Here is a 20,753-nt window from a genome sequence, read left to right as displayed (position 1 = left end):
ATTTTATAAAAAACAATACACATTTATATAAAGCGGACTATCACAAATGATAGTCCGCTAACTTGGATAAAATTTAAGCTACTGCACAATTTGTCCTACATCCAGAGGCACATCCACTTGAACACCCTGCATCTGTATAAGGATCTCCATCGGTAGTTAAAGAAAACTCTACACCATCTTCACAATGACAAATATAATTAAAACAATCTTCTGAACCTCCATAAATCAAAGCAAGTTCACTTCTTTCAATTACTTCATTTGAATTAAGGTTTAATTTTCCTAATCTCAACTTGTTCATAATATTTATAAATTAAATAAAACAATACTTGGTCGTTTAAGGACATCCAAGAAATATGTCCATTCTTCGCGACGAATATCTATTTTGGATCACCAGACCCATTATTACATTTCAAAAAAACTTTCTATTAAATATTATTTAGAAATTTTCCCAGTTTTTTTTAATTAAATTTCTTTTAAGAAATAATACAATGTAATCTAAAATATCTAGATTACATTGCATAAAATTAGTTAATAACAAGGTGAATTAACGCAATTGATCACCCCTCCATAATCATCACAAAAAGTACCAGGTGCTGTTCCACAACATCCATAAATTGGACCTACTGTTGACCCACTAGCACAATAAATCACATAGTGACATGGCGGAATATCATCAGAACCACCATAAATAGTTGATAATTGATCTCTTTTCAAGACTTCATCTGAAGAGAGTTTCAATTTCCCCAAACTCATTTTCTTCATAATTATTAATTTAAGCATAAAAGATTTTCCTAGACAGTTTTTTTGGACACCTAGGTATATGTCCTAATTTTATAACCTCTTTCTTGTACGAATATTGCAAGTACTATTAATAAAGTAAATACTTTAAATCACTTATGCTGTATGTACTTGGGAGTTCATATCCATTAATAAATAATGTAGGGGTTTGCAAAATTGATTCTTGCTTACACCATTGATCCATTGCTATTATCTTCTCTTTCTGTTTACTGAGGTCTTCATATATAGGATATTTAATGGCAAATTCATTATAATCCTTCCTCTCTGTTCCATACCAATCATCAAGTGCACTTCTCATATAGTCCAAACTTCCTTTGGAGTCAACTGCCATCAAATGTTGAACAGTTTTCTCCTTTCTTTCATCTCCACCACTCGATGAAAAAATTATTTGCAGGTTAATGTTTCCTTTATCAAAAAGATTCTCTAATTCTGGGTGGATTAAAGAACAAGGGCCACAATAAGGATTACAAACTTTAATTATATCATATTTAGGATTTTTCCCCTTCAATAAAATTCCAATCCCTTGAGAATCATTTATCATTTTTTTGGATCGAGAAAGTGAGAATTGAAATAATTCCTTGTTACTCTTTAGCTTTGATAATTGTCTTTTAGATTGAAAAACCTGCTCTTGCAATCTAATCATCGGTTTTATTAAAACGCCAGCTATTATTACACAAACGAATAGGAAAAGAAATAATAGTCCTCCATCTGGATTCAAATCTCCTTTCCAAAAAGAGCCAATAGCTACAAAGAAACATTCACTTATTAACAAAGCTTGAATTAACAAACAGAATTTGCACCATTTTTTATAAACAAAAGCCTGAAAATAGAATGACAATATTACCACAGGGAAAGTGACTAAGCTTAACCATGCAAGAAAAGTAATATTTGAAAAGTTTAATATAATTAAGGATCCCAATCCAGCAATAAAATAAGAGAATACAATTAAACTAAGATTAATTCCACCATCTAACCATTGAAATTTTTTTGACTCTAATATGGAATTACAATCAACATTTTTACTACTTGTACAAAATTTCTTGAGAGAAGGATTTTCCTTATCCTGTTGATACCAAAGAAGAATAAATGAGACTGAGATTCCAAGGACCTTAAGTAAAAAATAGGAAAGCATTAAAACACTAACTTCACTAATTATTATTGATCGGATTAGCAATAGTAAAAAACTCAAACAAACAATTAGAAAAGAAGATTTAATAAATCTATTAGTTTTAACTTTATTATAGATTTCAGGATCTCTTGATCCATTGAGTGATTCTATCAATAAACTCACACCTGTCCAGTTCTTTTGAAATTCCAAACTTGACAAATCCTTAAGTCTTCCATTTTCATCATAAAAGGTAACCTTATCCTTAGAAATTGATGTGATTATATTAAAATTTGAGCCATTTAAATTTGATACTTGCACAATAGCAGGCAGTGGAATTTCAATCAACCTCTCAACACCTATACTTACGGGAATCGTTTTTATTCCATATTCTTCCAAAGTGTCTGTTAAGCAAAGAAGACTAGGATACTGTGGGTGACTAAAGATCTTTTCTTTTAAAAATTGCTTGGTAAAAGTTACGTTTACCAACTTCAGAAATCTTGTAGAGGTTATTAAACAATTATCCATTGACTCCTAATAAAAAGTTTAACTATAATTTTGAGCTAATTATTATTTACATAAATTTGAACGTTAAGCTTTTATAAAACTATTCTTTTCTTACTAATTCTTAGTAAATTTTTCCTTAAACACAAACCTGTTTAACCATGAAAATTGGACATTATTTAAAAAAGGCTCGAGAAACCAAAAGATTCAGCCAGAGTGAAATAGCTCATCTATTAGAAATTTCACAAAAAACACTTTCAAATATTGAAAGCGGGAAATCAAAACCCTCCATTGAGCAATTATCTAAAATGGAAAAAATCTATGACATTGATATAATTCAATATCTGAATAAAGAAGGGATTCACTTTACCACATCCAAAAAGTTTGAAAAAGCAGAAAAGGAAATCCAAATACTAAGGCAGACTCTATCAAAAATTTCAGGAACAATGTTTATAAAAAAGTAACCATAAATTTAAAGAAGCTGCCCTTTTCGGACAGCCTTTCTAATTATTCTACAGTTACCGACTTCGCTAAATTCCTCGGTTGATCCACATTGCAACCTCTCAGCACAGCAATGTGATAGGAAAGTAACTGAAGTGGAACTACAGCAACAAGTGGCACAAATGCTTCATGGATTGCTGGAATCTCTATCACATGATCTGCCATTCCTTTTACAGTGGTATCACCTTCTGTAACTACAGCTATCACTTTACCTTTTCTAGCTTTAACTTCCTGAATATTGGATACAACTTTCTCATAAGAACTGTCTTGCGTTGCGATAAAAATGACAGGCATTTCCTCATCTATCAATGCAATAGGCCCATGTTTCATTTCTGCTGCTGGGTATCCTTCAGCGTGGATATAAGATATTTCTTTAAGCTTCAAGGCTCCTTCTAATGCCACAGGGAAATTATAGCCTCTACCTAGGTACAATGCATTTCTAACATCCTTGTATTCGCCAGCGATATATTGAATGACTTCATTAGACTGCAATGCTTTTTCGACTTTTGCAGGAACGGAAGCCAATTCATGTAACAACTGAATGTATCTGCTTTCTGTCAAGGTTCCTCTTTGATATCCAAGCTTTAATGCCATCATGGCCAATACAGAAATCTGGGCTGTAAATGCCTTAGTAGAAGCAACTCCAATTTCCGGTCCAGCATGGGTATAAGATCCCGCATGTGTTGCTCTTGGTATGGATGAACCCACCACATTACAAACACCGAAAATGGTAGCTCCTTTTGATTTTGCCAATTCGATAGCCGCCAAGGTATCTGCAGTTTCTCCCGATTGAGAAATAGCAATTACAAAATCTTTCTCGCTAATCACAGGATTTCTATACCTGAACTCCGAAGCGTATTCTACTTCTACTGGCACTCTAGCGAATTCTTCAAAAAGGTACTCAGCAACTAGACCGGCATGCCAAGATGTCCCACATGCAGTAATGATGATTCTTTCTGCATTTTGGAATTTATTCATGTAATCCCTCAATCCTCCCAACACAAGTCTGCCGGATTTCGCATCCAACCTTCCTCTCAAACAATCTGCGATGGATTTAGGCTGCTCATAGATCTCTTTAAGCATGAAATGATCGTAACCGCCTTTTTCTATTGCCTCTAGCTCTAATTCAAGCTGATTGATGTATGGATTAGTCTCCACATTTTCTATGGTTTTCACCTGAAGCTTGTTGTCTCGAATTACCGCAATTTCATAATCATCCAGATAAACTACCTTATTGGTGTATTCAATTATCGGCGTAGCATCTGAAGCCAGAAAATATTCATCTTCTCCTACTCCTATAACTAATGGAGAACCTTTTCTTGCTGCAATTAAAGTATCCGGTTCATCCTTATTAATCAAAACAATAGCATAGGCACCAACTACCTTATGAAGTGCCAATCTTAACGCTTCCTCTAGACTACAATCATTATTGGCATAAATGTCCTCGATGAACTTGATGAATACTTCTGTATCAGTCTCACTCTGAAAGTGATATCCTTTTTTCTCAAGGTCTTTTTTTAAGACCTCATAGTTTTCTATGATTCCATTATGAATCATAGCCAAATGCTCAGAAGAAGAATAATGAGGATGTGCATTGACATCATTGGGTTCACCGTGGGTTGCCCATCTAGTATGCCCTATTCCGATAGTGGATTTTAAATTTCCACTGGTTTCCAAAAACTTTTCAAGTTCAGAGACTTTTCCTTTTTTCTTATAGATACTCAGACCTTGGTCGTCCAATAAAGCCACACCGGCACTATCGTACCCTCTGTATTCTAACCTTCTTAGACCTTTGATAATAATTGGTAAAGCTTCTTGTTGCCCCACATATGCGACGATTCCACACATAATTAAAAATTCATGATTGATGTAATAGACTTCCGCAAAGAAACAGTATTCATGCCAAAAAAAATAGCCCACTTCTTTAAAATAAAGAAGTGGGCTACAATGAATTTATTTAAGTGAATATTTACCTAATCTTAGAATAGATCACCTTTAATTTGATTTTGTCTTTATCTACCACAAACTGTCTCATTGATTGTCTAAATGGATCTCCACTGCTAGCTAATCTACTACTAGTGTAGCCGCCATAAAGTAACCAATCTTTTCTAGTCAATTGCCCTCGAAAAATTGCATTTACATGTGAACTAACAAGCTGACTGTATAAATTTTCCTCGGAGTCATAATTAACTGAAGTTGGTGCTGATACCGTTGGCAATTCATTATCGTCCTCATCTATATATACTTGAGGTTGTCCATCAGCTTGAACAGTAAAATAAACTGTTGTTTTACTTGGAATAAACTTGTTAGTATTATCTGTTAGGTAAATCGAAAGTCCAGATGGAGGGGTCATTCCTTCAATTGGCACTTTTATTTCACCGATCTCAAGATTTACTTGGTTAAAAGTAATTCCTGTTAGTGTATCCAAAAACGGATCAAGGGGACTGGTATCGATTTTTATCATCATACCCAAACCTGCCTTAAGTCCTACTTGGGAACCGGTACTATAATTCTTTCCTTTTTCAACTACAACCTCTGTAGGTGTGCCAGTGCGATCGCTTTCTATACCACTGAAATAACGGGAAGAAGTAGTGTTTATCTCGTATAATTGTGAAACAGTATCTGCTTCAGTCAAATGATAATAAGTTGCTATTCTTGTGTTGGCACTTAACCCAATCCCAACAGTGGTGTTATCACCATCTCTTGCTTTAATAGCGATACCTGGAAGGTATTGTCTAAATCTGAAAAGATCTTCAAACTCAAGCCCTCTTTTAATTTTACCAAACAATTCCTCCTTGAAGTCTTCTGAAACCTGAAGGGAAATAACAGTGTCTTGAACTTCGTCAAATGTTACTTCTCCGAAGGCAATTGCCGCATCTTCGTATTGAAGCTTATCAAAATTATAATAGGCTGTATCTAGAATAGGCTGTGTCAACCTATGAACTGAAAAGAATTTTGGCTGATCCAAATCCTCTCCATTCACACTAATGATATCTAGATTAAATATCATGGAATCCAGAATAGCTTCAGAGCTTGGTCTGTCTTCGGTGACATCAATATATAATCTCGAATATCCCGTTCCTTCTGTTCGACCAAAATAATCATCTTGCTCCACTCCCACGATCACATTCCCTTTGTTGGTCGTATTAAACGAATCCAACAAAACCACCTCAGCAGATAGATCGATCTCTTCGAAAAACACACCAATCTGGTTATTTTCCGGAGCTAGTTCGATACCTACTGTGGCAGGATCACTGCAAGAACTGGTTAGAATTAGGGACAAGAGGGCCACTAAGGCCAATTTAGCCGGCAAGACTTGTGTATATGCCGTAGAGCTCTTCATGAGCTTGTTCTTCTGCTTCGATGCTGATTTCAAACTTCTTGTCTTTTGAGAAATCCTCTATTAGTTGGTTCAATTTATCTGACACTTCTCCACCTTTAACAACCATGTCTGCATATTGCATACCCATGCTTATAAAGCCTTCGAAGTCTTTGCTTTTCAAAGGTGCTAAAATTGCGTCATCTATATCCACCATCTTAACCTTGTTTAACAAATCATCGCCAAAGGTATGAGAAAATCCGTTGTTATAGATCGCAAATACTGATTTAGTATCTTTGAATAAAGGCTCATTTTTATAAGTCGTCTTCAAATACATTGGAATCAAACTTGTCATCCAATCATTGCAATGCACGATATCTGGTGCCCAACCTAATTTTTTAACTGTTTCAATAACGCCTTTGCAGAAAAAGATTGCTCTCTCGTCATTGTCTTCATAGAACTTCTGCTGCTTATCGTGGAATACACTTTTGCGCTGGAAGTAATCCTCATTATCTATAAAATAAACCTGAAGTTTCGCATTTGGAATTGATGCTACCTTAATTACTAAAGGCTTTTCCTCTTCCCCTACAGCTATATTGATACCTGAAAGTCGAACCACTTCATGTAATCTGTTTTTTCTTTCATTGATCAAGCCGAATCTAGGAACCAAAATACGGATTTCCATACCACGTTCCTGCATAGCTTGAGGAAGCGATCTTAAGAAATTTGCGACTTCGGAAGTTTGGAGAAAAGGGTTGATTTCACTGGCAACGTAGAGAATACGTAGTTTAGACATGCTCTTTGGATTTTAGCGTTATTAGGTGATAAACAACGCACAAAGATAATAAAAAAAGCCTTAAATGCCTTGTTTTTCTAAATATTAATCTAGTTTTGCTGCTATTTACCTATCAAATACCCCTATCTCGTGCAGGTTTTCTATACTGGGGCCGAATGGCAAAAAAACTGGCTCCACGCGCTTCAAAGCCACAAAATAATTGGATTTGTACCTACCATGGGAGCGCTTCATGAAGGTCATTTAGACTTAATCAGAAATTCCAAAAAATCTAGTGATATAACTGTTGTTTCCATTTTCGTAAACCCTATTCAGTTCAATAATCAGGAGGATTTTGATAAATATCCAGTTTTGATTCAACAGGATCTAAAGTTACTAGAAAAAGAAAATGTAGATTTTGTTTTCATGCCCAAATTGGAAACAATGTATCCGGAAAAACCCTCTATTTCCATTCAGTTCGGTGAATTGGAAACAATTTTAGAAGGTGAGTTTAGACCAGGACATTTTAGCGGAGTAGGCATCATAGTTTCAAAGCTCTTTCATATCATAAGACCGCACCAAGCTTTTTTTGGCCAGAAGGATTTACAGCAAGTTGCTGTCATCAAAAGATTGGTTGCAGACCTTAGTTTCCCTGTAGAAATTATAACAGTACCTACTCGTAGGGAAGAAGATGGACTTGCTTTGTCTTCTAGAAATCTCCGATTGAATTCTGAAGAAAGAGCTAAATCCCTAATCCTATATAAAAGCCTTTGCTCCGCAAAAAATGAACTTTTAGAAGGTACAAATTGGTTGGAAGTTCGAAACCAAATTCAGCAAAGATTTGAGGAGGAGCCATTGGCCAAATTAGAATATTTTGAACTCGTTGAAACAGAGAAATTCACTGTTATGAACTCCTTTGATTCAAGTCAAAAAGCTTCTATTTGCGTAGCGGCATATATTGGAAATATCAGATTGATAGACAACCTTCCAATAAATCCTTAATTTTGCGGCAAATTTCAAACAATGCAAATCCAAGTATTAAAATCCAAAATCCATCGGGTTAAGATTACACAAGCAGAATTACATTACGTAGGGTCAGTTACTATTGACGAGGATCTAATGGATGCTGCCAATCTGATTGAAAATGAAAAAGTCCAAATCGTCAATGTAAGCAATGGCGAAAGATTGGAAACTTACGTTATAACCGGAGAAAGAGGGAGCGGTCAGGTTTGTCTAAACGGTCCTGCAGCTAGGAAAGCCCAAGTTGGAGATGTTGTAATTATTATCTCTTATGCGGGGATGGAAATAGAGGAAGCAAAAAAACACAAACCCGTTCTCATCTTTCCAGATGATAGAAATAAACTAATTTGATGATCAATCAAAAACTTAAACAATGGATCCAGGTCGTAATTTCATTGGGAATTGCAGTCTGGATTTTTTGGTTTTTATATAGAGATATCGCAGTTGAAAGCTTAATCCAGCAAATTCAATCCAGCAACTGGTTTTGGATCGGTACATCCATATTCATTTCTTTTTTTGGATATTTTTTAAGAGGATGGAGATGGACCCTTTTGATCAAAGCTGAAGAAGGGCAACAAGTGAGCCCTATGAGAGCCTATCATGCTACTATGGTTGGGTATTTGGTAAATCTAATGATCCCCAGAGCTGGTGAAGTGGCTAAATGTGGTGTTTTGACAAGAACTAATGGAATATCTATTGGAAGATTACTGGGAACTGTAATCCTTGAAAGAAGCGTAGACCTACTTTGTCTGATTGGCACTATCCTACTGGCATTTGTAATAGAAAATAAACTATTCCTAGAGCTAGCTGGTCAGCTTGTGAATTTGGAAAGTTTACTAATGAGTCTCCGTTCTAATCTACCCATTGCTTTAGGTGGATTGGTAGTTGTAATACTCATCATTCGATTTGTCTTCAAAAGGTATAGTGACCATGGTTTGATCAATAAAATCCAACATTTCTTTAGAGAAATTGGGGGAGGACTCAAAAGTATCGGCAACCTTGGAAATCCTTTAGGGTTTTGGGGTAGCTCCATTATTCTTTGGGTTATCTACTTTTTGACCATGTATACAGTGTCACTAGGAATCGAAAGCACTGCCAATTTGTCTTCAGGCGAAGTACTTTTGGTCATGGTTATGGGAAGTATTGGCATGGTTGCCCCAGTTCAAGGGGGTATTGGTACCTTTCATGCACTTGTGGCCTTTATTTTGATCCAGTTTGGAATATCAGAAGTTGATGGAAAAATTTTCGCAGCCATCATCCATGGTACTCAATTATTATTAGTGCTTATATTGGGAATAATCAGTTGGCTAATTATGATGAAATTGCCAACTTGGAAACAACCTGAGACCACATAAATCGTTAGCAAAAAGCAAATAAAAACACTATGATTATCTTCATAATTATCATTTTCGCCATCGCTGGTTTTGTAGTTAGCAACAGGCTGAAAAGTAAATTCAAAAAGTACTCCCAGACTCCTTTGCAGGCAAATTTGTCAGGAGCAGAGATCGCTAAATTGATGTTGGCCGACAATAATATCCATGATGTGCAAGTGGTTTGTGTAGAAGGCCAATTGACGGATCATTACAATCCGGCAAATAAGACTGTAAATCTAAGCCCAGATGTATACTATGGTAGAAATGCAGCAGCAGCGGCAGTCGCTTCACACGAATGCGGTCACGCGGTACAACATGCTACTTCTTATACTTGGTTGAATTTGAGATCCACTCTTGTACCAATTCAAAACAGCGCAAGTAAAATCTTGAATATCGTATTGATCGCATCATTTATTGGATACATGGCATTTGCTTTACCAATCCCTTTTATCGGGTATATTGTTGTAGGTTCATACTCTATCATAACTCTATTCACAGTAGTCACTTTACCAGTAGAATTTGATGCGAGTAATAGAGCTTTGGCCTGGGTAAAAACTAGGAACATTGTCACACCGACAGAATATGAAATGTCAAAAGACGCATTGAAATGGGCAGCTATGACCTATGTGGTTGCAGCATTAGCAGCATTGACTACACTAGCCTATTATATTATGGTATTCTTTGGCGGAAGGGATTGATACAGATCAAATAAGAATTTCGAAGAGGGGCGAGCTTTTGCCCCTCTTCTTTTTTTGGTATATCTTCCATTCGAGAACATAAACCCACAATTTGATCATGAATTTTGAACTGACAGAAGAACATATCGCAGTCCGTGAAGCGGCAAGAGAATTTGCCCAGTCAGAATTACTTCCTGGAGTAATAGATAGAGATACCCATGCAATTTTCCCAAAAGAACAGGTGAAGAAAATGGGAGAACTTGGATTTTTAGGCATGATGGTAAAGCCAGAGTATCATGGTGGAGGAATGGACACCTTATCCTACGTCATAGCCATGGAAGAATTATCAAAAATTGATGCTTCTGCCTCAGTCGCCATGTCTGTTAACAATTCCCTTGTATGCTGGGGACTTGAAAAATATGGTAGTGAGGAACAAAAAGAAAAATATTTGAAGCCTTTAGCATCTGGTGAAGTCCTTGGAGCATTTTGTCTTTCTGAACCTGAAGCTGGATCGGATGCAACATCCCAAAGAACAGAGGCTAAGTTGGAAGGCGATCATTATGTTTTGAATGGGACTAAAAACTGGATCACAAATGGCTCCTCCGCCAATATCTATTTAGTAATAGCTCAGACCCACCCAGAATTGGGACATAAGGGAATTTCGGTTTTTATCGTTGAAAAAGGCTGGGAAGGATTTGTCGTAGGCAAAAAAGAAGATAAGCTTGGTATACGTGGATCGGATACTCACTCGTTAATGTTTACGGATGTGAAAGTTCCGGTAGAAAACAGGATAGGGGATGAAGGTTTTGGTTTTACTTTCGCCATGGAAACCTTAAACGGAGGCAGGATTGGGATTGCTGCCCAAGCTTTGGGGATTGCTGCTGGAGCCTATGAGTTAGCATTGGCATATTCAAAAGAAAGAAAAGCTTTCGGTAAGCCAATCAGTCAACACCAAGCCATTCAGTTTAAATTGGCAGACATGGCCACACAAATTGAAGCAGCTAGATTATTGGTTTATAAAGCAGCTTGGACCAAAGACCAAGGAGAGGATTATTCACAAGCTTCTGCAATTGCCAAACTTTATGCTTCACAGGTTGCGATGGACGTGACAGTTGAAGCCATCCAAGTTCACGGAGGCTATGGCTATGTTAAAGAATATCATGTGGAGCGATTAATGAGGGATGCAAAAATTACCCAGATTTATGAAGGTACTTCTGAGATACAAAAAATAGTTATATCCAGAGGAATATTGAGATAATCCAGTTTTTGAAATAAATGAAAGGGTATAATTACAACTAATTATACCCTTTTTTTATTTTTTAACACCTTTTATCAAATTTTTAAGTATTTAAGTGAGAAAAGTCATATTTTTGAAATTCTGTTTTTCTTCTAAAAAATAATGGAATATTACAACAAAGTCATAGAATCAATAAATGTTCGCTTCGTCAGAGGTAATAATTACCGTGTCGAAAAGCCGGCAACAGTTGTCAACTACGAAGAGACCGAAAATACTCTGGTCCTTTTACACCATGGTACTCTCAAATTTGGAGATGACCAGGAGCTTGTAAATGAGGGTGAAGTACTCTTCTTGCCAGGTGGTCAAAAGACTGCACTTACCATCGGAAGTAGTGCCAAGAAAAGTGAAATCACTTTAGATCAATTTACCGAATCTAAAAAGAAACACCTTCAAAGCTTAAGTTTCAGGGAAATCAAGAATACCGAAGATGATTGCATCTCTATGGTAAGCTTTGAATCCAAGGTTTTTGACGTGGTGAATTTCTTTAATTCCTTGGACATTCCTCCGTTTATTATCCGGTTTAATGACCGCTTAGCTACAATTATTGAAGATTTGATGAAAGAGATGGAGCAAACTCATGTGGGGAGAGAAAGAGCTTTGAAATCCCAGACGGAATTGCTCGTGATTGAATTGCTCAGACATATTCTGAAAAACAGATTATTCCTAGAGGAGCTTTCTACTAATTCCACCTATTTCAAAGATCCACGTTTGATTGACTTGTTCAATTATATCAAAACCAACCTGGGTGGTGATCTTTCGAATAAGATTCTTGCCAAAGTGGCAAATGTATCTGAAGATTATGTGGGACAGTATTTCAAAATGCTAACTGGAATTAATCCACAGGATTACATTGAATACCAAAGGATGGAAGCAGCTGTAGAATTGCTTCGTACCACCAAAAAATCAATTCGGGATATTGGTAAAGAAGTTGGATACAAAGACACGGCTTATTTCTGCCGTCGTTTCAAGATGATGTACGGAGTTCCTGCAGGTAAAATGAGAAGAAGAGAGTCTTTAATTAACGTTTAAAGATAAATTATACCAGATTTTATAATCCAAGACCTCGGCCAAAAAGTCGGGGTCTTTTTCTATGGTGTTGCCCAAAACAATCAAATCTGCTCCGGCATCAAAACCACTTTTTAATTTTTCCATGGAATCTATTCCGCCTCCGACGATCAATGGACTTGAAATGGATTTTTTGATCAAGCGAATCACTTCTGTTGAAACAGGTGTTTTGGCACCGCTACCTGCATCCAGAAATAAATATTTCATCCCTAAAAAATGGCCTGCTAATGCAGTTGCTTTAGCTAATTGGGGCTTTGAATTGGGAATTGGTAAAGTTTGGCTTATTGCATGAACACTGGTTATTTCCCCATCATTCACTAGCAAATATGCAGTAGGTAGAACTTCTATCCCCATGGATAGCACAATTGGGGCTGCAGCTACTTGTTGTCCAATTAAAAACTCCGGGTTTCTACCCGAGATCAAAGACAAAAACAAAATCCCATCTGCCTTATCTGAGAGTTGCATCTGCGAACCAGGAAAAATCACTACAGGAATCTTTCCGGCAATTTTTCGGATCGCCTCTACCACTGATTGAAAATTATCTTTGCTTAGGTGACTTCCCCCTACGAAAATCAATTCCAATCCAGAGTCCTTAACCCATTGAAATTTGGAAATGAAATGTTGTGTGTCTGATAACTTATCCGGGTCGATTAGCCAAGCCAGTCCTTTTCTCCTTGTTTTGTGTAGGTCTTTTAGAAGATTACTGATCCTTTTCGGCTGCTTCTTCATCTCCATTAAACAAGTTTGGCAAAAACTTCTCTTTGGCATAAGCTAAACCTAGGATCAAAAGTCTTTGTCTCAATGATGGCCAGATTCCAGCCGATTTTGAATGGCTTTTCAGCTTATTTTCTAAATCCTCAGTAAGAAGCCCCTCTTTCTCCAAAAGCGCTATGGCTTTATCGGTATTCCTATCCTTTTTTTTCTTCTTACTCCTTACAATTGCATATGTCAGAAGCCCTCCAACCAAAACAATCCCTCCAATTTTCAACCACTCTTCAGAGTCTTTTTTGAGTAAATCAAATTGTTTTGCCAAAGTCTGCTCCAGTTCTTCAGACTTCTTTTCAAGATCATTGTTCATCAGAATCCTTCTTTATTTTTCTTGCATTAAAAATAAACACTTTCATCCCATCCTGAATGTTTCTTTGGATAGATTTGGAATATCTGGTGAGATATAAAAATGCCAAAATGACCAAATACAACAAGCCCACTAGTAGAAATCCCATAAATGGGGAGTTCGTAAATTGACTAAGGTAAAATGCGAGGGATAAGCTAAAGAACAAAAGCACCAAAAGGCAGATGGCACTCATTAAAAACAATAAAAGTAGCCTTGAGATCACACCCAAAAACTCATCCTGAATCTCTAGTTTTATGAGTTCTACTTTAGTCTCAACAATTCCTTTTAATGTCTGGATTATTTCTCCAATTTTTAACATACAGTAAAATCTGGTTCTGATTTAAGTCACAATATACTTGAAATCACAGGAGCAAAAAAATTAGGTCTCCTCCATCATCTCCCCTTTTTCATAAAATTTATATCTCAAAACCAACTCCAATGCAAATGCTATAGCTTTATTGATAGGCATCTGTCTGGTTAAGGATTCATCAATTTCATCTAAATACATATAATATCTAGATGCAGTGGGGATTTCTAAGTCTTGGTTGATTCGCTGAGTTGCAGCTTGAAAGGCTTCTTTTTTCTGTTCTTTCAGGATTTTGCAAATGATGATATCCTTGCTGCCATATTTGTTTTTTCGCGCCGATGCCCCGAAAAGTCGGCAAATCATCCCTCTGAAAGCATAATTACTGCAATACCCAAGCTTTCCATCCATAGAATGAGCCCGATAAACAATGCAATTTTCAGAAGCTTCCTCCGAATCCAGAAATGATAAAATAGAATCCGCTATGCCTTTGCGATAAAAATCAAATGCCAAGGGTAAAAATTCGAGCGGAGACGCAGGTATCTGCGGGTTGGCGCAGCATGCTCCACAACCCGTCATACAGCTTAAGCCACTTTCAGAAGTAAATTGCTTTGCTTCTGCCTCTAGCTCTTTGAAAACCTCCAAAACAGCTAAAGATTTCTCTTCGAGATTCAACTCTTTGTTCAAATAGTTCGCGAAGGTAGAGAAAGGAATGACAGAAGATTCTCAATTGGTCATATATTTTTTTACATTGGTTTTCAGCTATTTAAGCATGGCAAAAATCATTAATCTTACCAGTGGCTGTCCATTTTTGGATAGAGATCGTTTTCTTTAATAAACAAAGTATTTTATGAGCACAAAGGAAGAGCAAAATCAGGAAGAACGCATCAGACAAGCATTCAAAGAGAGAGATTGGAATGAAATCAAAAGCTCTGATTCCTGGGCAATTTTTAAAGTGATGTCAGAGTTTGTCGAAGGTTTCGAAAAGCTCGCCAAGATCGGTCCCTGCGTTTCTATTTTTGGGTCAGCCAGAACTCCAAGAGATCATTTTCATTATAAAATGGCAGAGGAAATCGCTGCAAAGCTTGTTCGCCACGGTTATGGAGTGATTACAGGAGGCGGACCGGGAATCATGGAGGCTGGAAATAAAGGAGCGCATTCTGAAGGTGGTAAGTCTGTGGGCTTAAACATTGTCTTGCCATTTGAGCAGTTTAACAACATCTATATTGACCGGGATAAACTTTTGACCTTTGATTATTTCTTTGTCAGAAAAGTCATGTTTATCAAATACTCACAGGGGTTTGTTGTCTTACCGGGAGGCTTTGGAACAATGGATGAATTCTTCGAAGCTTTGACATTGATCCAAACCAATAAAATCGGTCGATTCCCAATCGTCTTAGTTGGTAAAAAATACTGGACTGGGTTATTGGATTGGATCAAGGATACGATTCTAGAAAACAACTACATCAATAAAGAGGATTTGGAGCTTTTCAGCATTGTCGAGGACCCTACAGAAGCGGTTAAGGTAATTGATGAATTCTACAGCAAATACCTTCTAAGTCCTAATTTCTAATGAGCAAAAATCAATTATATGGGATTTATGCCTTGTTGTTCATTTCACTGGGAATGGCAGGTTATGCAATCTTCAAAAATCCTCAAAGCACAACAAATTATGTAAATCCTATTGCCGGTGAAAACATGCTTCAAAATATGCCCCGGCCATCTAGGGATACAGTAAAGCTATTTGATCTACCTGAAAACCTGACTTTTGCAGGAGAAAAAGTACCTCTGGAAATAGCTGATGTAAAAGAACGGTTGGAAAGGGAAATTTATGTCAATGCTTATTGGCAATCCAACATGATTTTACTGATGAAAAGGTCTACCAAATACATTCCTGACATCGAAAAAATACTGAAGGATCAAGGTGTGCCTGATGATTTCAAATACCTCGCAATGGCCGAATCCGGTTTAATGAATGTTGCCTCTCCTGCTGGTGCAAGAGGTTTTTGGCAAATTTTAGAATCCACTGGCAAAGAATATGGCTTGGAAGTTTCGAAAGACGTAGATGAACGCTACCATTTAGAAAAGGCAACCATAGCAGCTTCTAAATACCTGAAAAAAGCCCATGCGAAATTCGGAGACTGGACGGCTGTAGCTGCTAGCTATAACATGGGCCAAACCGGCTTTGCAAGAAGACAAGCGGAGCAGTACTTGGATGACTATTATGACTTGTATCTCAATGATGAGACAAGCAGGTATATGTTCAGGATTTTGGCTTTCAAAGTAATTTTTGAAAATCCAGATCACTTTGGATTTCACTTAAGAGAAAGCGATTATTATCAAAATCCTACCTTAAAGGCTGTCTCTGTTTCTTCCGATATTAAGAATCTTGCAAACTGGGCTAGACAACAAGGTAGCAGCTATAAAGATTTGAAACTCTATAACCCTTGGCTGAGAGACAAAGACCTAAATGTGAAGCGCGGAAAATCTTACGAAATTATGCTTCCGGAATCTTCTAAGTAATCCTTCCAAACTTCTTTTTATTGGTTAATTTGGTTGACCACAAACCACCACCATAAAAATGAAAAGAAGAGATTTTATGAATGTCAGCGCATTAGGTACCGGAGCAACAATTTTAGGAAGCATCACAGCTTGCGAGGCTTCATCTCAAGCAGAAACACCCATGTCTGCATTGGATCAACTTACGTCCAGAACAAAAGATATCAAGCCTATTTCGGTAGAAGAGCGAATGGCAAGAATTGCTAAAGCTCAAGACCTCATGGATAAAAACAATATCCAGGCAATTCTTTTAGATGCCGGAACATCCATGGATTATTTCACTGGGATGAAATGGGGAGGAAGTGAACGCCCGATGCTAGCAATTATACCAGCAAAGGGTGAAGTGAGCTATATCTGTCCTGGTTTTGAAGAGGAAAGACTTCATGAATTAATCATAATTGGAAAGAAAGTTTATCCATGGCAAGAAGATGAGAACCCCTATTTGCAGATAAAAAATGCGCTATCTGAATATGGTATCGAGTCAGGCACTATTGGGATAGAAGAGCGAGTTCGGTTTTTCATTGTCGATGGCTTCAAAAAAATCGCTCCTCAGTTTGAATTAGTAAGTGCTGATCCGGTAACCATCCCATGTAGATTGATCAAATCGGCTAATGAAATTGCTCTAATGCAAAGGGCTACTGAAATCACCATAGAAGCCATCAAAATTGGTTTGACATTTTTGAAAGAGGGAGGAAGTCCTTCTGATTTTTCTTCTGCAGTGGCTCAAGCACATCAAAAAATGGGTGCAAAACATGCTTTTGCCTTAGCCAATTTCGGAGAAGCATCTGCTTTTCCCCATGGCAGTATTCAACCCCAAATCCTAAAAAAGGGTGATGTGGTATTAGTAGACTGTGGATGTGAGGTCGAAGGCTATAATTCAGATATCAGCCGAACCATCGTTTTTGGAGCGGAACCAACAGCTAGACAACAGGAAGTCTGGAATTTGGAAAAAGAAGCTCAAGCAGCAGGGTTTGAGGCTGCCAAACTCGGCGCACCTATGGGTGATATCGATGCAGCTTCTAGAAAAGTCATTACCGATGCTGGTTTTGGACCGGATTATCAACTTCCTGGTTTACCACACCGAACTGGTCACGGCATAGGAATGGACGGACATGAATGGGGCAATGCAGTAAGAGGAAATGAATTAATTCTTGAACCAGGCATGTGTTTCAGCATCGAACCAAACATCTCAATTGTGGGTGAATTTGGTGTGAGACATGAGGATTGTGTTTATATGACCGAATCTGGACCTGTTTGGTTTTCAAAACCTAGCCCCTCTATTTCACAACCTTTTGAGTAGGAATTGAGAGCTTTCATGTTATATCTGGAATTATTTTGAAGTAAACTGTCTGCTTTCAAACCATCCCTTTGAAATTCGGGTTACTATCTTGGAATTCGGCTACCTCTTACCCTCTAAATTTCGTACCTTCGCCGATTGTATTTGCCCACCGATTTATGAGTCAATCAACTTCTAATCAGGAAGAATTTATAGAAATTTTTGGTGCCCGAGAGCATAATCTGAAAAACCTGGATTTAAAAATTCCCCGGAATAAGCTTGTGGTCATTACTGGCCTAAGTGGAAGCGGTAAAAGCTCTTTGGCTTTTGATACCATCTATGCAGAAGGACAAAGACGATACATGGAGTCTTTTTCTGCTTATGCCCGATCATTTTTGGGTGGAATGGAACGACCCGATGTTGACAAAATCAATGGACTTTCTCCTGTAATTGCCATTGAGCAGAAAACGACCTCCAAGAATCCTAGATCAACGGTAGGAACTGTAACTGAAATCTATGATTTCATGCGTTTGCTTTATGCAAGAGCAGGTGAGGCTTTTTCCTATCTCACAGGGGCAAAAATGATCCGACAAACGGAAGATCAGATCATCGATCAGCTTTTTTCCAAATTCCCAAATAAGAAACTATACATCCTTGCGCCTGTTGTCAAAGGAAGAAAAGGACATTATCGGGAGCTTTTTGAGCAGATCCGAAAAATGGGATTCTCCAAAGTAAGAGTGGATGGTGTGGTCATGGACATGGTTCCCAAAATGCAAGTTGACCGATACAAAATCCATGATATTGAAATCGTCATTGATAGAATCGTGGCGGATGAGTCTGATCGATTCAGAATCACCCAATCTTTGAAATCTGCCTTGCAGCATGGAAAAGGAGTCATCATGATCCGTGATGAAGAAGGAGAAATCCATCATTTCTCTAAATATCTGATGGATCCCGAAACAGGTCTTTCTTACGACGAACCAGCTCCTAACAATTTCTCTTTTAACAGCCCTTACGGAGCTTGCCCCACATGTAATGGACTGGGAATAAAAGAAGAAATCACGCGAGAAAGTATTATTCCAGATCCGAGTTTAAGTATCACCAGAGGTGGAATTGCTCCTTTGGGAGAGTATAGAGACATCTGGATTTTTAAGAAAATTGAGGCGATTCTAAAGCATTATAAATGCTCCATGAGCACACCAATCAAAGATCTTCCAGAAGAGGTCGTTGATATTTTGCTCAATGGAGACAAAATTGAAGTAGCGGTAGATTCCGTCAAGCATCCGGGTACTAAATGGCATACAACATTTGAAGGAATTATTATTTTCCTTCAGAAATATCAAGAAGGAAGTTCAGACAAGATTCAGGAATGGGTTAGTGAGTTTACCACCACCCAAGTTTGTCCTGATTGTGAAGGCTACCGATTGAAGAAAGAATCCTTGAATTTCAAGATTGATGACATGCATATCGGCCAGTTGGCAGTTATGGATATCCAAGGATTGGGAGAATGGTTTGAAGGACTTGAAGATCGACTAACCGAAAAACAAAATCTGATTGCTACGGAAGTGCTTAAGGAAATCCGAAAAAGGATCGGCTTTCTTTTAGACATCGGGTTAGACTACCTTTCTCTAAACCGTCCGCTTCGAACTCTTTCTGGTGGTGAGGCTCAACGAATTCGATTGGCAACCCAGATTGGAACTCAGTTGGTCGGTGTTTTATACATTTTGGACGAACCAAGTATTGGTTTGCATCAGCGAGATAATGTGAAGTTGATCAAAGCCCTACAAAGTTTAAGAGACTTGGGCAATTCAGTCATCGTAGTAGAGCATGACAAGGACATGATGCTGGAATCAGATTTTGTCTTGGACATGGGACCTGGTGCCGGAAGACATGGTGGCCATGTGGTAGCTTCTGGTTCCCCTGAGGAAATTGTTAATTCGGAAGGAACTACAGCAAAATATTTAACCGGAAAATTAGGTCTGCCAGTGCCTGAAGCCCGAAGAAAAGGAAAAGGGAAAAATCTTACATTAAAAGGTGCGAGTGGGAACAATCTCAAAAATGTAGATCTAACACTTCCTCTCGGAACCATGATTTGCATTACGGGAGTTTCGGGAAGTGGAAAAAGTACCTTGATCCATGAAACGCTCTACCCTATCCTAAACCGTGAATTTTATAATTCCAAGAAAGATCCAATGCCATTTAAAAGCATAGATGGTCTCAAAGAATTGGATAAGGTAATCGAAGTGGATCAGTCCCCTATCGGTAGAACACCTAGATCAAACCCAGCTACTTATACTGGAGTATTTTCAGATATCAGGACACTTTTCACCGAACTTCCGGAAGCAAAAATCCGCGGATACAAGCCAGGTCGTTTTTCCTTCAATGTCAAAGGTGGCAGATGCGAGGATTGTGAGGGAGCAGGCATGAAGTTAATTGAGATGGATTTTCTTCCGGATGTCCACATTCCTTGCGAGACTTGCAAAGGGAAACGATACAATAGGGAAACCTTAGAGGTCAGATTCAAAGGAAAATCTATATCAGATGTCCTAGATATGACTGTTGAGCAGGCTGTAGAATTCTTTGAAAACCAACCAAAGATTCTCAGAAAAATAAAAACGCTGAATGATGTCGGTCTGGGATATATCACCCTCGGGCAGCATGCCACCACACTTTCCGGAGGAGAGGCACAGCGGGTAAAACTTGCTACAGAACTATCCAAAAAGGATACTGGCAAGACTTTCTATATTTTGGATGAGCCTACTACTGGCCTCCATTTCAAAGACATAGATTTATTGATGCTGGTATTAAATAGATTGGTCGATAAAGGAAATACTGTCTTGATTATCGAGCATAATATGGATGTCATCAAGATGGCTGATTATGTGGTTGATTTAGGACCTGAAGGAGGAAATAAAGGAGGAACAATAGTAGACCATGGATCTCCTGAGCACGTTGCTAAAAACCCATTGAGCCATACCGCAAGATTCCTTCGCAGTGAATTAAACCTCTGATCTGAATAAAAATCAGGGCTTTAGTCCATCTATCACAATAAATAAGATCAATTTAGAG

Annotated in this window: 21 protein-coding genes; 11 read left to right on the top strand and 10 right to left on the bottom strand. The window is 37.8% G+C overall.

The genetic code is table 11. The annotated features are described in order from the left end of the window. Nucleotides 1-73 precede the first annotated feature (73 nt). From J0A69_RS04630 to J0A69_RS04620, 3 genes are all read right to left on the bottom strand, one after another. Complete coding sequence (locus J0A69_RS04630; protein ID WP_206585326.1) at nt 74-298, bottom strand: hypothetical protein; 225 nt, start codon at nt 296-298, stop codon at nt 74-76. Nucleotides 299-528: 230 nt separating this feature from the next. Beyond that, complete coding sequence (locus J0A69_RS04625) at nt 529-753, bottom strand: hypothetical protein (RefSeq protein ID WP_206585325.1); 225 nt, start codon at nt 751-753, stop codon at nt 529-531. Nucleotides 754-868: 115 nt separating this feature from the next. Further along, nucleotides 869-2,392, bottom strand: a complete 1,524-nt coding sequence (locus J0A69_RS04620; RefSeq protein ID WP_206585324.1) for a vitamin K epoxide reductase family protein — start codon at nt 2,390-2,392, stop codon at nt 869-871. Between the two features lie 176 nt (nt 2,393-2,568). On the opposite strand from J0A69_RS04620, the gene J0A69_RS04615 reads away from it, so the two are divergent. Beyond that, entirely contained in the window at nt 2,569-2,871 is a 303-nt protein-coding gene (locus J0A69_RS04615) for a helix-turn-helix domain-containing protein (RefSeq protein WP_206585323.1), read from the top strand. A 43-nt stretch (nt 2,872-2,914) separates the two neighbouring features. On the opposite strand, the gene glmS is transcribed toward J0A69_RS04615, so the two are convergent. The 3 genes from glmS to J0A69_RS04600 all read right to left on the bottom strand — a co-directional run bounded on the left by glmS (nt 2,915) and on the right by J0A69_RS04600 (nt 7,023). After that, the gene (glmS, locus tag J0A69_RS04610) at nt 2,915-4,756 is read right to left on the bottom strand and encodes a glutamine--fructose-6-phosphate transaminase (isomerizing) (RefSeq protein ID WP_206585322.1); all 1,842 of its coding nucleotides are present in this window, start codon (nt 4,754-4,756) and stop codon (nt 2,915-2,917) included. Between the two features lie 121 nt (nt 4,757-4,877). Then, the gene (locus tag J0A69_RS04605; protein ID WP_206585321.1) at nt 4,878-6,251 is read right to left on the bottom strand and encodes a DUF4270 family protein; all 1,374 of its coding nucleotides are present in this window, start codon (nt 6,249-6,251) and stop codon (nt 4,878-4,880) included. Beyond that, nucleotides 6,211-7,023 (bottom strand): glycogen/starch synthase, encoded by an 813-nt coding sequence (locus tag J0A69_RS04600; RefSeq protein WP_206585320.1) that lies wholly within the window; start codon nt 7,021-7,023, stop codon nt 6,211-6,213. The genes J0A69_RS04605 and J0A69_RS04600 overlap by 41 nt, the downstream gene beginning before the upstream one ends. A gap of 129 nt (nt 7,024-7,152) precedes the next feature. On the opposite strand from J0A69_RS04600, the gene panC reads away from it, so the two are divergent. The 6 genes from panC (at nt 7,153) to J0A69_RS04570 (ending at nt 12,395) form a co-directional block, all read left to right on the top strand. Then, complete coding sequence (gene panC, locus J0A69_RS04595; RefSeq protein WP_206585319.1) at nt 7,153-8,001, top strand: pantoate--beta-alanine ligase; 849 nt, start codon at nt 7,153-7,155, stop codon at nt 7,999-8,001. A 21-nt stretch (nt 8,002-8,022) separates the two neighbouring features. Further along, entirely contained in the window at nt 8,023-8,370 is a 348-nt protein-coding gene (panD, locus tag J0A69_RS04590) for an aspartate 1-decarboxylase (RefSeq protein ID WP_206585318.1), read from the top strand. Further along, nucleotides 8,370-9,374: a lysylphosphatidylglycerol synthase transmembrane domain-containing protein gene (locus J0A69_RS04585; protein ID WP_206585317.1), complete on the top strand. Its 1,005-nt coding sequence runs from the start codon at nt 8,370-8,372 to the stop codon at nt 9,372-9,374. The genes panD and J0A69_RS04585 overlap by 1 nt, the downstream gene beginning before the upstream one ends. Nucleotides 9,375-9,403: 29 nt before the next feature. Then, on the top strand, nt 9,404-10,090 hold the full coding sequence (locus J0A69_RS04580) for a zinc metallopeptidase (RefSeq protein WP_206585316.1): 687 nt from the start codon (nt 9,404-9,406) through the stop codon (nt 10,088-10,090). 97 nt (nt 10,091-10,187) lie between these two features. Further along, entirely contained in the window at nt 10,188-11,327 is a 1,140-nt protein-coding gene (locus J0A69_RS04575) for an acyl-CoA dehydrogenase (protein WP_206585315.1), read from the top strand. A 141-nt stretch (nt 11,328-11,468) separates the two neighbouring features. Beyond that, a complete protein-coding gene (locus J0A69_RS04570; RefSeq protein ID WP_206585314.1) occupies nt 11,469-12,395 on the top strand; it encodes an AraC family transcriptional regulator in 927 nt (308 codons plus the stop codon). Here J0A69_RS04570 and J0A69_RS04565 read toward each other — a convergent pair. Genes J0A69_RS04565 through J0A69_RS04550 form a run of 4 tightly spaced genes read right to left on the bottom strand, consistent with a single transcriptional unit; the run spans nt 12,381 to nt 14,536 of the window. Continuing rightward, nucleotides 12,381-13,160 (bottom strand): geranylgeranylglyceryl/heptaprenylglyceryl phosphate synthase, encoded by a 780-nt coding sequence (locus J0A69_RS04565; RefSeq protein ID WP_206585313.1) that lies wholly within the window; start codon nt 13,158-13,160, stop codon nt 12,381-12,383. The genes J0A69_RS04570 and J0A69_RS04565 overlap by 15 nt on opposite strands. Continuing rightward, nucleotides 13,132-13,509 carry a hypothetical protein gene (locus J0A69_RS04560; RefSeq protein ID WP_206585312.1) on the bottom strand — a complete coding sequence of 126 codons (378 nt, stop codon included), beginning with the start codon at nt 13,507-13,509 and terminating at the stop codon, nt 13,132-13,134. Before J0A69_RS04560 ends, J0A69_RS04565 begins: the two co-directional genes overlap by 29 nt. Continuing rightward, the gene (locus J0A69_RS04555) at nt 13,499-13,864 is read right to left on the bottom strand and encodes a phage holin family protein (RefSeq protein ID WP_206585311.1); all 366 of its coding nucleotides are present in this window, start codon (nt 13,862-13,864) and stop codon (nt 13,499-13,501) included. Before J0A69_RS04555 ends, J0A69_RS04560 begins: the two co-directional genes overlap by 11 nt. A gap of 60 nt (nt 13,865-13,924) precedes the next feature. Next, on the bottom strand, nt 13,925-14,536 hold the full coding sequence (locus J0A69_RS04550) for a YkgJ family cysteine cluster protein (RefSeq protein ID WP_236032639.1): 612 nt from the start codon (nt 14,534-14,536) through the stop codon (nt 13,925-13,927). Nucleotides 14,537-14,699: 163 nt separating this feature from the next. Here J0A69_RS04550 and J0A69_RS04545 point away from each other — a divergent pair, with 163 nt between their 5' ends. The 4 genes from J0A69_RS04545 to uvrA all read left to right on the top strand — a co-directional run bounded on the left by J0A69_RS04545 (nt 14,700) and on the right by uvrA (nt 20,695). Further along, nucleotides 14,700-15,422 (top strand): LOG family protein, encoded by a 723-nt coding sequence (locus tag J0A69_RS04545; protein WP_206585310.1) that lies wholly within the window; start codon nt 14,700-14,702, stop codon nt 15,420-15,422. Continuing rightward, nucleotides 15,422-16,372: a lytic transglycosylase domain-containing protein gene (locus J0A69_RS04540; protein WP_206585309.1), complete on the top strand. Its 951-nt coding sequence runs from the start codon at nt 15,422-15,424 to the stop codon at nt 16,370-16,372. The genes J0A69_RS04545 and J0A69_RS04540 overlap by 1 nt, the downstream gene beginning before the upstream one ends. Before the next feature lie 58 nt (nt 16,373-16,430). Next, a complete protein-coding gene (locus tag J0A69_RS04535; protein WP_236032636.1) occupies nt 16,431-17,708 on the top strand; it encodes a M24 family metallopeptidase in 1,278 nt (425 codons plus the stop codon). A 155-nt stretch (nt 17,709-17,863) separates the two neighbouring features. Continuing rightward, nucleotides 17,864-20,695 carry an excinuclease ABC subunit UvrA gene (gene uvrA, locus J0A69_RS04530; RefSeq protein WP_206585308.1) on the top strand — a complete coding sequence of 944 codons (2,832 nt, stop codon included), beginning with the start codon at nt 17,864-17,866 and terminating at the stop codon, nt 20,693-20,695. The last annotated feature ends 58 nt before the right edge of the window (nt 20,696-20,753 follow it).

Origin of the sequence: Algoriphagus pacificus (assembly GCF_017254845.1) — a bacterium.
GTDB classification, from domain to species: Bacteria; Bacteroidota; Bacteroidia; order Cytophagales; family Cyclobacteriaceae; genus Algoriphagus; species Algoriphagus pacificus.
This window is presented reverse-complemented; position numbering and strand designations above follow the sequence as displayed.